Origin of the sequence: Pseudomonas sp. CFBP 8771, from assembly GCF_014841695.1 — a bacterium.
GTDB lineage: Bacteria > Pseudomonadota > Gammaproteobacteria > Pseudomonadales > Pseudomonadaceae > Aquipseudomonas > Aquipseudomonas baltica.
The window spans coordinates 69,989-84,464 of the sequence record NZ_JACYUJ010000006.1; the positions used below are offsets into that span (position 1 = coordinate 69,989).

Annotated in this window: 14 protein-coding genes; 8 read left to right on the top strand and 6 right to left on the bottom strand. The window is 64.3% G+C overall.

The features are described 5' to 3' along the window. Positions 1–16 precede the first annotated feature (16 nt). Together trpB and trpA are read left to right on the top strand one after the other, a co-directional pair. Entirely contained in the window at positions 17–1,240 is a 1,224-nt protein-coding gene (gene trpB, locus IFT80_RS14815) for a tryptophan synthase subunit beta (RefSeq protein ID WP_122480068.1), read from the top strand. Next, positions 1,237–2,049 (top strand): tryptophan synthase subunit alpha, encoded by an 813-nt coding sequence (trpA, locus tag IFT80_RS14820; protein WP_185794612.1) that lies wholly within the window; start codon positions 1,237–1,239, stop codon positions 2,047–2,049. The genes trpB and trpA overlap by 4 nt, the downstream gene beginning before the upstream one ends. 86 nt (positions 2,050–2,135) lie before the next feature. On the opposite strand, the gene IFT80_RS14825 is transcribed toward trpA, so the two are convergent. Next, positions 2,136–3,044 carry a choline sulfate utilization transcriptional regulator gene (locus IFT80_RS14825; RefSeq protein WP_122480066.1) on the bottom strand — a complete coding sequence of 303 codons (909 nt, stop codon included), beginning with the start codon at positions 3,042–3,044 and terminating at the stop codon, positions 2,136–2,138. Between the two features lie 114 nt (positions 3,045–3,158). Between IFT80_RS14825 and betC the strand changes: the two genes are divergently transcribed. Both betC and choX read left to right on the top strand, forming a co-directional pair. Further along, a complete protein-coding gene (gene betC, locus IFT80_RS14830; RefSeq protein WP_192059261.1) occupies positions 3,159–4,670 on the top strand; it encodes a choline-sulfatase in 1,512 nt (503 codons plus the stop codon). 38 nt (positions 4,671–4,708) lie between these two features. Continuing rightward, the gene (gene choX / locus IFT80_RS14835; protein WP_192137796.1) at positions 4,709–5,629 is read left to right on the top strand and encodes a choline ABC transporter substrate-binding protein; all 921 of its coding nucleotides are present in this window, start codon (positions 4,709–4,711) and stop codon (positions 5,627–5,629) included. A gap of 99 nt (positions 5,630–5,728) precedes the next feature. Here choX and aroE read toward each other — a convergent pair whose 3' ends face one another. Together aroE and hemF are read right to left on the bottom strand one after the other, a co-directional pair. Then, on the bottom strand, positions 5,729–6,553 hold the full coding sequence (gene aroE / locus IFT80_RS14840) for a shikimate dehydrogenase (RefSeq protein WP_122480137.1): 825 nt from the start codon (positions 6,551–6,553) through the stop codon (positions 5,729–5,731). Between the two features lie 17 nt (positions 6,554–6,570). Continuing rightward, positions 6,571–7,494, bottom strand: coding sequence for an oxygen-dependent coproporphyrinogen oxidase (hemF, locus tag IFT80_RS14845; protein WP_122480063.1), 924 nt, complete (start codon positions 7,492–7,494; stop codon positions 6,571–6,573). A 165-nt stretch (positions 7,495–7,659) separates the two neighbouring features. Between hemF and IFT80_RS14850 the strand changes: the two genes are divergently transcribed. Beyond that, complete coding sequence (locus IFT80_RS14850) at positions 7,660–8,631, top strand: NADPH:quinone reductase (protein WP_192137797.1); 972 nt, start codon at positions 7,660–7,662, stop codon at positions 8,629–8,631. 42 nt (positions 8,632–8,673) lie between these two features. On the opposite strand, the gene IFT80_RS14855 is transcribed toward IFT80_RS14850, so the two are convergent. The 3 genes from IFT80_RS14855 to IFT80_RS14865 all read right to left on the bottom strand — a co-directional run bounded on the left by IFT80_RS14855 (position 8,674) and on the right by IFT80_RS14865 (position 11,515). Further along, a complete protein-coding gene (locus tag IFT80_RS14855; RefSeq protein ID WP_122480061.1) occupies positions 8,674–9,228 on the bottom strand; it encodes an L-threonylcarbamoyladenylate synthase in 555 nt (184 codons plus the stop codon). Between the two features lie 37 nt (positions 9,229–9,265). Beyond that, positions 9,266–10,372, bottom strand: a complete 1,107-nt coding sequence (gene dprA / locus IFT80_RS14860; protein WP_192137798.1) for a DNA-processing protein DprA — start codon at positions 10,370–10,372, stop codon at positions 9,266–9,268. Between the two features lie 117 nt (positions 10,373–10,489). Beyond that, positions 10,490–11,515, bottom strand: a complete 1,026-nt coding sequence (locus IFT80_RS14865; RefSeq protein WP_122480059.1) for a LysM peptidoglycan-binding domain-containing protein — start codon at positions 11,513–11,515, stop codon at positions 10,490–10,492. Positions 11,516–11,586: 71 nt separating this feature from the next. Between IFT80_RS14865 and def the strand changes: the two genes are divergently transcribed. The 3 genes from def to rsmB all read left to right on the top strand — a co-directional run bounded on the left by def (position 11,587) and on the right by rsmB (position 14,464). Further along, positions 11,587–12,093 carry a peptide deformylase gene (gene def / locus IFT80_RS14870; RefSeq protein ID WP_122480058.1) on the top strand — a complete coding sequence of 169 codons (507 nt, stop codon included), beginning with the start codon at positions 11,587–11,589 and terminating at the stop codon, positions 12,091–12,093. A gap of 128 nt (positions 12,094–12,221) precedes the next feature. Next, entirely contained in the window at positions 12,222–13,154 is a 933-nt protein-coding gene (gene fmt / locus IFT80_RS14875; protein WP_192137799.1) for a methionyl-tRNA formyltransferase, read from the top strand. Next, positions 13,151–14,464: a 16S rRNA (cytosine(967)-C(5))-methyltransferase RsmB gene (gene rsmB, locus IFT80_RS14880; protein ID WP_192137800.1), complete on the top strand. Its 1,314-nt coding sequence runs from the start codon at positions 13,151–13,153 to the stop codon at positions 14,462–14,464. The genes fmt and rsmB overlap by 4 nt, the downstream gene beginning before the upstream one ends. The last annotated feature ends 12 nt before the right edge of the window (positions 14,465–14,476 follow it).

Consider the following 14,476-nt stretch of genomic DNA (forward strand, 5'->3'; position numbering starts at 1 on the left):
TCCCCTGGAGCTTCGCATGACCCAGACCAATCTTCGCAGTGGCCCTGACAGCAACGGCCTGTTCGGCGCCTTCGGTGGCCGCTACGTCGCCGAAACCCTGATGCCGCTGGTGCTGGAGCTGGCTCGCGAATACGAAGCCGCCAAGGCCGATCCCGAATTTCTCGAGCAGCTCGCCTACTTTCAACGCGACTACATCGGCCGGCCCAATCCGCTGTATTTCGCCGAGCGCCTGACCGAACACTGCGGCGGGGCGAAAATCTACTTCAAGCGCGAAGAGCTCAACCACACCGGCGCGCACAAGGTGAACAACTGCATCGGCCAGGTGCTGCTGGCCAAGCGCATGGGCAAGAAGCGCCTGATCGCCGAGACCGGCGCCGGCATGCACGGCGTGGCCACGGCCACGGTGGCGGCTCGGTTCGGCTTGCCTTGCGTGATCTACATGGGTGCCACGGATATCGAGCGCCAGCAGGCCAACGTGTTCCGCATGAAGCTGCTGGGCGCTGAGATCGTGCCGGTCACTTCCGGTACCGGCACCTTGAAAGATGCCATGAACGACGCCTTGCGCGATTGGGTCACCAATGTCGACGACACCTTTTACCTGATTGGCACGGTGGCCGGCCCGCACCCTTACCCGGCCATGGTTCGCGACTTCCAGTCGATCATCGGCAAGGAAACCCGCGAGCAGTTGCAGGAGAAGGAAGGGCGCCTGCCCGACAGCCTGGTGGCTTGCGTAGGTGGCGGTTCCAATGCCATGGGCCTGTTCCATCCTTTCCTGGATGACAGCAGCGTGGAAATCATCGGTGTCGAAGCCGCCGGCCATGGCGTGGATTCCGGCAAGCATGCCGCCAGCCTCAACGGCGGCGTGCCCGGCGTACTGCACGGCAACCGTACCTATCTGCTGCAGGACGACGATGGGCAGATCACCGACGCGCACTCCATCTCGGCCGGCCTGGACTACCCCGGTATCGGCCCTGAACACGCTTTTCTGCATGAAATCAAGCGCGTGAACTACACCAGCATCACCGATGAAGAGGCGCTGGCCGCGTTCCACGCCACCTGCCGCCTGGAAGGCATCATCCCGGCGCTGGAAACCGCCCACGCCCTGGCCGAGGCCATGAAGCGCGCGCCAACATTGCCCGCCGACCATCTGATGGTGGTGTGCCTGTCCGGCCGCGGCGACAAGGACATGCAAACCGTCATGAGCCATATGGGCGCCCACCCGCAGGAGACACTGGCATGAGCCGCCTCGAACAACGCTTCGCCGACCTCAAGGCCGAAGGCCGCGCCGCGCTGGTGACGTTCGTCACGGCGGGCGACCCAGGCTACGATGCTTCGCTGTCCATCCTCAAAGGCTTGCCGGCTGCCGGCGCCGATGTGATCGAACTGGGCATGCCCTTCACCGATCCGATGGCCGACGGCTTGGCCATCCAGCTGGCGACCCTGCGCGCGCTCAACGCCGGGCAGACGCTGGCGAAAACCTTGCAGATGGTCCGCGAATTCCGCGTCGACGACAGCACCACGCCGATCGTGCTGATGGGTTACTACAACCCGATCCACCGCTTCGGCGTCGAAGCCTTCGTGGCCCAGGCCAAGGAAGCCGGCGTCGACGGCCTGATCATCGTCGACCTGCCGCCCGAGCACGACGGCGAACTCGCCACCCCGGCGCAAGCCTCGGGTATCGACTTCATTCGCCTGACCACCCCCACCACCGATGATGCGCGCCTGCCACGGGTGCTGGAGCGCAGCTCCGGCTTCGTCTACTACGTGTCGGTGGCCGGCGTGACCGGTGCAGGCTCGGCCACCACCGAGCATGTCGGCGCTGCCATCGAGCGACTGCGCCGGCACACCCACCTGCCGATCAGCGTCGGCTTCGGCATCCGCACCCCTGACCAGGCCGCCGCCATCGCCCGGCTCGCGGACGGCGTAGTGGTCGGCTCGGCCCTGGTCGACAAGATCGCCAACGCCCAGCATCACGGCCAGGCCGTAGAGGATGTGTTGTCGCTGTGCAGTGCCCTGGCCCAAGGCGTACGCAGTGCTCGTGTGCAGTGAATCCGAGAGTATTGACCCAGGGCACACTCCTGGCCCGTGCAAAGCCAGCGGCCAGAGCGACATAGAAGGGTGAAAGGAACAGGCAGCTATCGCCCGCCTTGTTCCTCCATCACCCAATCCAGAAAGCGCTGCACCATCTGCCCGCGGCGCTTGCGTTGCGGGACGACCACGTAATAGCCCAACGCCGATGTTGCGCTGCCCTGAAGAGGGCGGCACAGCAGCTCTTGATCCAGCAGCGCATCCACCAAGTGCCGCCAACCGATGGCGACGCCCTGACCAGCGATGGCCGCCTGGATCAGCAAGGTGTAGTTATCGAAACGCAACTGGCCGGGGGCAGGCACACCTGGAATGTGCAGCGCGCGAAACACGTCGTTCCAGTCGAACCACTGGCTGCTGTGCTCGCCGCGCAGGTGCAGCAACGGCAACTCGATCCAGGCATCCAGCGCCAACGGCTGACGGTAACCGGCCAGCAGGCGCGGGCTGCACACTGGATACACCTCTTCGTTGAACAACCAATGGCTTTCGCCCTGGCGAAACCGACCATCGCCAAACAGCACCGCGACGTCGATATCGGGCCGGAGCAGGGCGTGACTGCGCTCGCTGGTGACCAGGCTGACATCGACCTGTGGATAACGTTGATGGAAGCGGTGCAGCCGCGGCATCAACCAGTACGCCGCAAAGGCGAAGTCAGTCGACACCTGCAGCACCTCGTGCTGAGTCTGCGCGGTGATTGCCTGCAAGCCGTCGTCGATGCGTTGCAGCCCCGCCTGGACCGCCTCGAACAGCGCAAGGCCGGCGTCCGTCAGGACGATGCCACGGTAGATGCGATCGAACAGGCGAGTGCCCAGCTGTTCCTCCAGACGCTTGATCTGCTGGCTGATGGCTGGCTGAGTGGTGCCCAATTCGACAGCCGCTGCCGTGAAGCCATGCAGACGCGCCGCTGACTCGAAGGCACGCAACAGGTCGAGGGACAAACCGCCGATACTTTCATACATAAGCTGCGCTTATCCTAGGCATTGTCGACAGCAGGCTTTACCGGGCTGGGCAGGGGCCGCATTCTGAATCGAAGCAAATTCGCATTACTCCCGACTATGGAATGCCCTGAGCCGATGAAGCGCAAGAACATTCTTTTCATCATGGCCGATCAGATGGCCGCACCCATGCTGCCGATCTACGCGCCATCACCGATCAAGCTGCCGAACATCAGCCGTTTGGCCGAGACCGGGGTGGTCTTCGATGCGGCCTACTGCAACAGCCCGCTGTGCGCGCCTTCGCGCTTCACATTGGTCAGCGGCCAGTTGCCGAGCAAGATCGGCGCCTACGACAACGCTGCCGACTTTGCCGCCGACGTGCCGACCTATGCCCACTACCTGCGGCGCCTGGGTTACCGCACCGCACTGTCGGGCAAGATGCATTTCTGTGGCCCGGACCAGCTGCACGGCTACGAGGAACGCCTGACCAGCGATATCTACCCGGCCGACTACGGCTGGGCGGTCAATTGGGACGAACCCGACGTTCGCCCCAGCTGGTACCACAATATGTCCTCGGTGTTGCAGGCTGGCCCGTGCGTGCGCACCAACCAGCTGGATTTCGATGAAGAGGTGGTCTTCAAAGCCCAGCAGTACCTGTTCGATCACATTCGCGAAGACGGCGATCGGCCATTCTGTCTGACGGTTTCGATGACCCATCCGCACGACCCTTACACCATTCCCAAGCCGTTCTGGGACCTGTATCGCGACGAAGACATCCCACTGCCTCAGGATGTACCGGACCAGGCCGCGCTGGACCCCCACTCGCAACGCCTGCTCAAGGTCTATGACCTGTGGGACAAGCCCCTGCCCGTGAACAAGATCCGCGATGCACGCCGCGCCTACTTCGGTGCGTGCAGCTACATCGATCACAACGTCGGCAAACTGCTGCAGACCCTGGAAGAAACCGGGTTGGCCGACGACACCATCATCGTCTTCTCCGGCGATCACGGTGACATGCTCGGCGAGCGTGGGCTCTGGTACAAGATGCACTGGTTCGAGATGGCCGCGCGGGTGCCGCTGCTGGTTTGCGCGCCCGGGCAGTTCAAGCCAGGGCGAGTGCAGGCCGCAGTGTCTACCGCCGACCTGCTGCCGACCTTCGTCGAGCTGGCCGGTGGCGAACTGGAACCCGGCCTGCCGCTGGACGGACGTTCGCTAGTGGCCCATCTGCAGGGTGAAAAGGGGCATGACGAAGCGTTCGGTGAATACATGGCCGAAGGTACCCACAGCCCGTTGATGATGATCCGCCGTGGCGCGATGAAATTTATCTACAGCGAGGTCGACCCTTGCCTACTCTATGACGTGGATAACGACCCACGCGAACGTGAAGACCTGAGCCAGTCACCCCCGCACCGGGCACTGTTCGAGGCTTTCCTGAGTGAAGCCCGCCGCAAATGGGACATGCCGGCGATACACCAACAGGTGCTCGCCAGCCAGCGCCGGCGCCGCTTCGTGGCCGGCGCACTGGCCCAAGGCAAGCTGAAGAGCTGGGACCACCAGCCGCTGGTGGACGCCAGCCAGCAGTACATGCGCAACCATATCGACCTGGACGACCTGGAGCGCAAGGCACGTTATCCACAACCCTGCCCATAACATTCGAAGCTCTGAGGGGAAGTCGCATGAAGGTCACCATGAAGATATCCACAGCCCTGGCCGCCGGTTGGCTGGCCGTTGCCGGAACCACGGCGGTCGCCGACGAACAACGGTGCGAGACGGTGAAGATGGCCGACCCGGGCTGGAGCGACATTGCCGCCACCAACGCGCTCACCAGCCTGGTGCTGGAAGGCATGGGTTACCGGCCCAAGATCGACACGCTGGCGGTGCCGATCATCTTTGGCGGTCTCAAGGATGGCCAGGTGGATGTCTTCCTCGGCAACTGGATGCCGGCCCAGCAGGGTTTCTACGACAAGTTCGTGGCCAATGGTGACGTGGTGCAGTTCGCCAAGAACCTGGACGGCACCGAGTTCACCCTGGCCGTCCCCGACTACGTGTATGACGCGGGTGTAAAGGATTTCGCCGACCTGGACAAGCACGCCGACAAGTTCGGCAAGAAGATCTACGGGATCGGTTCAGGGGCACCGGCCAACCTATCGCTGGCCGAGATCATCAAGAAGGACGAATTCGGCCTGGGTGACTGGAAACTGGTCGAGTCCAGCGAGCAGGCGATGCTGACCGAGGTCAATCGCAACGTGAAGAAGAAGTCGTTCGTGGTCTTCCTCGGCTGGACGCCGCACCCGATGAACGTGCAGATCAAGCTCAAGTACCTCACCGGCGGCGAGAAGTATTTCGGCTCGACCGGCACCGTGCACACCCTGACCCGCAAGGGCTATGCCGAGAGTTGCCCGAACACCGGCAAGCTGCTCAGCAATCTGGTGTTCACCCAGGACATGGAGAACAGCATCATGGCCGATGTGGCCAATAGCAAGAAAACCAGCGCACAGGCGGCGCAGGCCTGGCTGAAAGCCAATCCGGCGGTGTTGGAGAAGTGGCTGGAAGGTGTGAAAACGCTGGATGGCAAGGACGCGCTGCCGGCGGTACGCGCGAAGCTTTGATTTGACGGGCTTTGATTTGATGGGTGTCAGTCATGGCCCCTTCGCGGGCAGAGAGCTCGCCGCCCGCGAAGAGGCCTTCACTGACACCCTTCAATCAACTCAACCCGCCGCCATTTCCCGGCGCAGCTGGCTCAGCACCGGTGCCGTATCCACCGCCACACCACGCCAGTAGGTGAACGCTTCGGCTGCCTGCTCGACCAGCATCCCGAAACCGTCCAGCGACAGCCGTGCGCCGTGTTCGCTGGCCCAGCGGCAAAACGGCGTTGGCTCCTTGCCATACATCATGTCGTAGCAGACCGTCACACCGGGCTCGATCAGGCTGGCGGCGATCGGTGGCAGATCGCCCGCCAGGCTCGCCGAAGTGGCGTTGATGATGATATCCACCGGTTCTTCCAGCCAATCGAAGCCACTGGCCGCCACCGGCCCCAGGTCAGCGAACAGCTGCGCCAGCTGTTCGGCTTTCTCGACCGTGCGGTTGGCGATCACCAGTGACAGTGGCTGCTGTTCGAGCAACGGCTCGACCACTCCACGCACCGCGCCGCCGGCACCCAACAGCAGAATGCGCTTGCCCTGCAAGGTCACGCCGGCGTTGTTGACCAGGTCGCGCACCAGCCCCACGCCGTCGGTATTGTCGCCACGCAGGCTGCCATCGGGCAGCCGACTGAGCATGTTCACCGCGCCGGCGCGCTGCGCGCGCGGGGTCAGTACGCTGCACAGGCCGAACGCCTGCTCCTTGAACGGTACGGTGACGTTGGCGCCCAGCCCTTCTTCGAAAAAACCCAAGGCACTGCGGGTGAAGTCGTCGATGGGCGCCAGCCGTGTGTCGTATACCAGCGCCTGGCCCGTCTGCTCGGCAAACAAACGGTGAATGGCGGGTGATTTGCTGTGCCCCACCGGGTTGCCGAAAACCACGTAACTGTCCATGCGAATCGGTTCCTGAATCATAGGGGAGGGGTCTGCGCCAGCCAGTCGCGATCCTGCAGAAAGTAGTCGGTGAGCCGCGCTTCTTCGCTGCCAGGTACGGCTTTCCAGTCATAACCCCAACGCACCTGCGGCGGCAGCGACATAAGGATCGACTCGGTACGGCCACCCGACTGCAGGCCGAACAGCGTACCGCGGTCGTAGACCAGGTTGAACTCGACGTAGCGCCCGCGGCGAAACTCCTGGAATTCACGCTGCTGCGCGGTGTACGCCATGGCCTTGCGCCGCTGCACGATGGGCAGGTAGGCGTCGATGAAGGCATCGCCGATGGCGCGCATGAAGGCGAAGCTGGTGTCGAAATCCCATTCGTTCAGGTCATCGAAGAACAGGCCGCCCACGCCCCGCGGCTCGCCCCGGTGCTTGAGGTGGAAATAGCGGTCGCACCAGGCCTTGTAGCGTGGATAGACATCGGCGCCAAAAGGCTCGCAGGCTTGTTGCGCAACACGATGCCAGTGGATGCAATCTTCCTCGTGAGCGTAGTAGGGCGTCAGGTCGAAGCCGCCGCCGAACCACCAGACGGCCTCTTCGCCTTCCTTTTCGGCAATGAAGAACCGCACGTTGGCGTGGGAGGTGGGCACGTGCGGGTTGTGCGGGTGGATCACCAGCGACACGCCCAGTGCCTCGAAGCCGCGGCCGGCCAGCTCCGGTCGATGGGCGCTGGCCGAAGGTGGCAGGCCGGTGCCGAATACATGGGAAAAGTTGACCCCGCCTTTCTCGATCAACTCACCGTCTGCAATCACCCGGGTGCGCCCGCCGCCGCCCGCTGCGCGCGTCCAGGCATCTTCGACGAAGTGCGCGCCGCCGTCTTCGGCCTGCATGGCGTGGCAGATTCGATCCTGCAGATCGAGCAGATAGGCCTTTACGGCCTCTGTGCGGGTAGTCATGGCATCACCTTGAAAAAGGGCAAATACCGCCAGCGGCCTGGGAACACGCCTGACCGGCGATCAAGTCGGCGCGTAGCATAGCATCGCTCACCGCGTGCGGCAGTTGACGTCGATCAAGCAAAGGCGTCCGATAGGCCCTCGCCCAACGACAGCAGGAGTGAGCAGATGGCAAAGCGTATCCAGTTCGGTTCCACCGGCGGCCCGGAAGTCCTCGAGTTCGTCGACTTCGAGCCCAGGCAACCGGGCCCGCAAGACATTCGCGTACGCAATCACGCCGTGGGCGTGAACTACATCGACAACTACTTCCGCAGCGGCCTGTACCCGACGCCACTGCCTTCGGGCCTGGGCACCGAGGCCGCTGGCGTGGTCGAGGCGGTCGGCAGCGAGGTGGACCGGTTCAAGGTCGGCGACCGTGTGGCCTACGCAGGTGGCCCCCTGGGCGCCTACAGCGATCTGCACGTGCTGCCAGCGGCCATGGCTGTACGCCTGCCCTCGAGCATCAGCTTCGAACAGGCCGCTGCGGTGATGCTCAAGGGCCTGACCGTGCAATACCTGCTGCGTCAGACCTACAAGGTCGAGGCTGGCGAAACCATCCTGTTCCATGCCGCCGCCGGTGGTGTGGGCTCGCTGGCCTGCCAATGGGCGGCAGCACTGGGCGTGAAGCTGATCGGCACCGTCAGCTCGCCCGCCAAGGCCGAACGGGCCAAGGCCCTGGGTGTCTGGGAGGTGATCGACTACAGCCACGAAGACGTGGCCAAGCGAGTGCTCGAATTGACCGACGGCAAGAAATGCCCGGTGGTGTACGACGGTGTCGGCAAGGACACTTGGGAAACCTCGCTGGACTGTCTCCAGCCGCGCGGCTTGATGGTCAGCTTCGGCAATGCGTCGGGTGCGGTCAGTGGGGTCAACCTGGGCATCCTGTCGCAGAAGGGCTCGCTGTACGTGACTCGCCCGACCCTGGCCAGCTACGCCGTGCCCGGCGCAGTACAGGGCATGGCCGACGAGCTGTTCGAGATGATCGCCAGCGGCAAGCTCAAGGTCGACGTCAGCCAGCAGTACGCACTGAGCGATGCCGCCAAGGCGCAGACCGCACTCGCCGCGCGCGAAACGGTGGGCTCGACCATCCTGCTGCCATGAAACCAGGCAGGGAGCCCCGTGAACGCGGCGCCCTGCCTGGCCTCAGGGCCTGATCACTTCACCGGTGATCAGGTCGCGAATCACGCTCGGGCTCTTGCGCCCGCCCAGCGCGCCGCCCAGCACGACGTCCACTTCGCCACGAAAGTATTGCTCGACGCGCAGGCGGCTGCGCGCGGCCGGGCGGCCTTGGCGATTGGCAGAGGTCGACACCAGCGGCCCGACCAGCGCGCACAGCTCCCGCACCTGCGGGTGATCGCTCACGCGCAGGGCCACGGAATCGTGGATACCGGTGATCCATTCGGGTAGCAGGCCCTGGTGAGGCACCAGCCAGGTGTTCGGGCCGGGCCAGGTACTGGCCATGCGATCGATCCACTCTTCGGGAAAATCCTCGAACAGAAAGTCGAACTGCCGGATGTTGTCGGCGATCAGGATCAGGCCCTTGTCGACCGAGCGCTCCTTGATGGCCAGCAAGCGATACACCGCTTCTTCGTCCCATGGATCGCAACCCAATCCCCAGACAGCTTCGGTAGGGTAGGCGATCACCGCGCCCGCTCGGATCTCGCGCGCCGCTTGCTGCACACGCCAACTGCTCACCATCTGCTGTCACTCCCATTGAAGACTGCCGCCAGTGTACTTAGCTGGCCCGTGCAAACCAACGCCCCGCCTGGCTGACCACGCGCCCCTGCATCTCCAGCTCGGTAAGTTGCGCCATCACCCGCGGCAACGGCCATCCCAACGCCGTGGCCAAGCCTTCGGTGGTGTGCGCGGCGGCCACCAGTACCTCGAGCAGCGGATCGGCGGGCTGGGCTGGCGCCGCCGGCAGGACCGGTGGCAGACGCTGCCAGCCCTGCAACCCTTCAAGAATATGATTGATAGTCTCGACCAGTTGCGCGCCATCGCGGATCAACTGATGACAACCGCGTGCGCCGGGGTGATGAATGGAGCCGGGCAGCGCCCACACCTCGCGGCCATGCTCGGCGGCCAGCCTTGCGGTGATCAGCGAACCGCTGGCCGGGCTGGCCTCGATGACCAGCACACCCAGCGACAGACCGCTGATGATCCGATTGCGTCGAGGAAAGTTGCCCGGCTGCGCCTGCGCGTCGAGGGGAAACTCGGAAACCAGCGCACCCTTGCGCTCGACGATTGCCTGGGCGAGCGCGCGATGCTTCTGTGGATAAAGTTTTTCCAGACCGGTGCCCAATACCCCGATGGTGTGCCCACCCACCTCCAGCGCACCTTGATGCGCCGCCCCGTCCACACCCAGGGCCAGGCCACTGGTGATGGCAAATCCCGCCGCTGCCAGGCTGCGGGCGAAAGCCCGGGCGTTGTCCAGGCCGGGCGGCGAAGCGCGGCGACTGCCGACCACGGCGATCTGCGGCCGCTCCAGCACACCGGGGTCGCCGCGTACGAACAACAGCGGCGGTGGATCGGCGATTTCCTTGAGCAGGGCGGGGTAGTCGGCGTGGTCCCACATCAGCAAATGCTGATGCGGACGCTCTAGCCAGGCCATTGCAGCCGCCGCGTTGCGATGGATGCAGGGGTCGCGGCGGGCCTGGGCACTGGCGTCGCTGCCGCCGGCCCCGCGCCATTGCCCGACTGGCGCAGCAAGCGCCGAACGCGCGCTGCCGAAGTGCGCAACGAGCTTGTGGAAGCGTTGCGGGCCGATTTCCGGCAGCACGTGCAAGCGCAGGCGCGCCTCGAGTTCGGAAAGGGTCTGAGCAGTGGTATCGAAAAGCGGCATCCGATCATCCTTGAATCGGCAGGCTCGCAGACAGCTGGACAAGCTGTGGATAACTCTGTGCACAAAAGTATCGGAAAGCGCCCGGGCGTGACCTCGTCATGCCCGGTGCCCTATGCGCTACGGGTTGCCTACCTTGTCCATCACTGCCAACGAGCGGTTGGCGTTGAGGATCAAACCATAGCTCAGCTTTTCATAAGTGCGGAACACCATAAGCAGCCCGGAGCGCTCGTCGGGGACCTTGACCTGCTCGCCGGTGATACGATCGCGCACTGTCTCGCCGGTCTTGTACACCGCGAGAACGTTGCCCTCGCGCAGTCCGTCGCGCGTTCCGCGGTTCAAGGTGACCACGTCGTACTTGCCGATCTGTGTAACACCTCGTGGCACATCAATGATCACACCACGAATGTCAGTCTCTGGCGCGCTGGGGAAAAACGTCGAATTGACCGCGCGTTGTTCATCGCTGAACAGCCGGTCGCCCAGGCGGACCTCTTCGCGCGAGCGTTGCAGTACCAGGGTAGAGATATCCCCCTCGGTCGCGACGATCTCGCCGCCGCCGATGTTGTCGGCGTTGATACCCAGAAATTCCTGGGTGTCGGGGTCGATGTAGGTCTTGCCCTGGCGGAAGATGCCGTACACCGACTGCGCCGGGTCGAAGGCGCCACGTGCGTAGATGCGGTCGCCCATGCCACTGAGCACGCGCTCGGCATTGCCGGCCACGATGTAGGGGGCGGCGTTGAATTGCTCGACCGAATCCATGATGCGGTTGGTCAGCAGGAAGCTGTTGATCGATTCCAGCGGGATGCTGGGTATGGCCTCGGCCACGGGCGTGGTGCGCACCCTGGGCGAAAGCTTGATGGTGCCGCGCGAGGCGCCACGTTCGAGCATCAGCTGCGGCTGGCCGTTGACGAAGCCCAGCACCAGCGAATCGCCAGGGTAGATCAGGTCCGGGTTGGCGATCTGTGGGTTGGCGTGCCAGAGGTGTGGCCACTGCCACGGCTGGCTGAGAAACTTCCCGGAAATGTCCCACAATGTATCGCCACGCACCACCGTGTAGCGCTGTGGATAGCCGTCCCTGAGCTGCACTTGCGCCTGCGCCAGGCCGGCCATTGCCAGCATCAGCAGGGCGAGTAGTGATTTCCTCATGCCGTGAATCCCTTTATCATGTCTGCTCACGCGAAATAACGACTTTACCTCACAGTGCAGCACATACGCATATGGCTATTTTAAACATCCTCGAATTTCCAGACCCGCGCCTGCGTACCGTCGCCAAGCCGGTCACGGTGGTGGACGACAGCGTTCGCCAGCTTGTCGATGACATGTTTGAAACCATGTACGACGCCCCTGGCATCGGTTTGGCCGCCACCCAGATCAACGTGCACAAGCGCATCGTGGTCATGGACCTGTCCGAAGATCGCAGCGAACCACGGGTGTTCATCAACCCCGAGTTCGAGTCGCTGACCGACGAGATGGACCAGTACCAGGAAGGTTGCCTGTCGGTGCCCGGCTTCTACGAGAACGTCGATCGCCCGCAGAAGGTCAAGGTCACCGCGCTGGACCGCGACGGCAAATCCTACGAACTGATCGCCGAAGGCCTGCTGGCCGTGTGCATCCAGCACGAGTGCGATCACCTCAACGGCAAGCTGTTCGTCGACTACCTGTCCAACCTCAAGCGCGACCGCATCAAGAAAAAGCTGGAAAAACTGCACAAGCAGCAGGCCTGATTCCGGTGCCCTTGTAGGAGCGGCTAGTAGCCGCGAACAACGCACCTCGGTGCGTCAGGAAGGGCCCCTTCGCGGCTGCTAGCCGCTCCTACAAAGGGTTGCGGCCCACCCCCAACAGCGAGAACTCCATGCGCATCGTCTTCGCGGGCACTCCCGAGTTTGCCGCCGAACACCTCAAGGCCCTGCTGGCCACTTCGCACGACATCGTTGCCGTATACACCCAGCCCGATCGCCCCGCCGGGCGGGGGCAGAAACTCATGCAAAGCCCAGTCAAGCAATTGGCCCTGGAGCACGGCATTCCCGTCCTGCAGCCAGCGACCCTGCGCGACCCCCAGGCCCAGGCCGAGCTGCGCGCGCTGACGCCGGATTTGATGGTGGTGGTCGCCTATGGCCTGATCCTGCCGCAGGCGGTGCTCGACATCCCGCCGCTGGGCTGCATCAACAGTCATGCCTCGCTGCTGCCGCGCTGGCGCGGAGCGGCGCCGATCCAGCGGGCGATCCAGGCGGGCGATACCGACAGCGGCGTTACCGTGATGCGCATGGAGGCGGGTCTGGATACCGGCCCGATGCTGCTCAAGGTCAGCACCCCGATCGCCGCCCACGACACCGGCGGCAGCCTGCACGACCGCTTGGCGCAGATGGGCCCACCGGCCGTGGTCCAGGCCATTGCCGGCCTGGCCGCCGCTACCCTGCAGGGCGAGGCGCAGGACGACAGCCTGGCCAACTACGCCCACAAGTTGGACAAGAACGAAGCGCGCATCGACTGGGCCCAACCGGCCGTGGTGCTCGAGCGCCAGGTGCGGGCGTTTTTCCCTTGGCCTGTCTGCCACAGCACCTTGAATGGCGAAGCGCTGAAGGTGCTGGCCGCCAGTTTGGCCGAAGGCAGCGGCCGGCCAGGCGAAATCATCCAGGTCGACAAGGACGGGCTGACCATCGCCTGCGGTGAACAAGCCCTGCGCCTGACCCGCCTGCAGTTGCCGGGAGGCAAGCCGCTCGACTTCAGTGATCTGTTCAACAGCCGCCGCGACCGGTTCGTGGTCGGCACGGTGCTGGGCCAATGAACCCGCGCCTGGCGGCAGCCCGTGCACTGGCCGCAGTACTCAACGGCAAGGCCTCGCTCAACAGCTCCCTGCCCAGGGAGCTGGACAAGGTCGAGGCGCGCGACCGTGGCCTTACCCAAGACCTGGCATTCGGCACCGCCCGCTGGCAGCCCCGTCTCGACGCGCTGGCCGAGCGCCTGCTGCAGAAGCCTTTCAAGGCCGCCGATGCCGATGTACATGGCTTGCTCCTGGTCGGTCTCTACCAGTTGCTGTACACCCGCATTCCAGCCCATGCCGCGATCGGCGAAACCGTCGGCTGCGCCGACAAGCTGAAGAAGCCCTGGGCCAAGGCGCTGCTCAATGCCGTGCTGCGCCGAGCCCAGCGTGAGAGCGAGGCCATTCTTGCCGAACTCGAGCGTGACCCGGTGGTGCGCACGGCGCACCCGCGCTGGCTGCAGAAATCGCTGAAAGCCTTCTGGCCCGAGCAGTGGGAAGCCATCTGTGCCGCCAACAACGCGCATCCGCCGATGATCCTGCGGGTCAACCGTCGCCATCACCCGCGTGATGCCTACCTGGGCCTGCTTGCCGAACAAGGCGTGGCCGCCCAGGCATGCGTCTACAGCCGTGATGGCATCGTCCTGGCAGAAGCCTGTGACGTGCGCGGGCTGCCCGGTTTCAGCGAAGGCTGGATCAGCGTCCAGGATGAAGCGGCGCAGCTGGCCGCCGAGCTGCTCGACCTGAAGCCCGGTCAACGGGTACTCGACGCCTGCTGCGCGCCGGGCGGCAAGACCTGCCACATTCTGGAGGCCGAACCGACCCTGGCCGCTGTGGTAGCGGTCGATCTCGAGGAAAAGCGCCTGGTCCGGGTTCGCGAAAACCTGCAACGGTTGGGGCTGCAAGCCCAGCTGATCGCGGCCGATGGCCGCGATACCCAAGCCTGGTGGGACGGCCAGCCGTTCCAGCGGATCCTGCTCGACGCCCCCTGTTCGGCCACTGGCGTGATCCGCCGCCATCCCGACATCAAGCTGACCCGCCAGCCCGACGACATTCCGGCCCTGGCCGTGCTGCAAGGGCAGTTGCTCGACGCCCTGTGGCCAACCCTGGAGGTCGGCGGGGTGCTGCTCTATGCCACCTGCTCGACACTGCCCACGGAAAATACCGAAGTCATCGAAGCGTTCCTGGCGCGCACGCCCGGCGCCCGCGAACTGGACCTGGCCACGTCCGCCGGCATCAAGCAGGCTCATGGCCGCCAATTGCTGGCACAAGAAGGCGGTCACGATGGCTTCTACTATGCCAAGCTGATCAAGATCGCCGCCGTACGCGGCCACTGACGGGGAGTAATG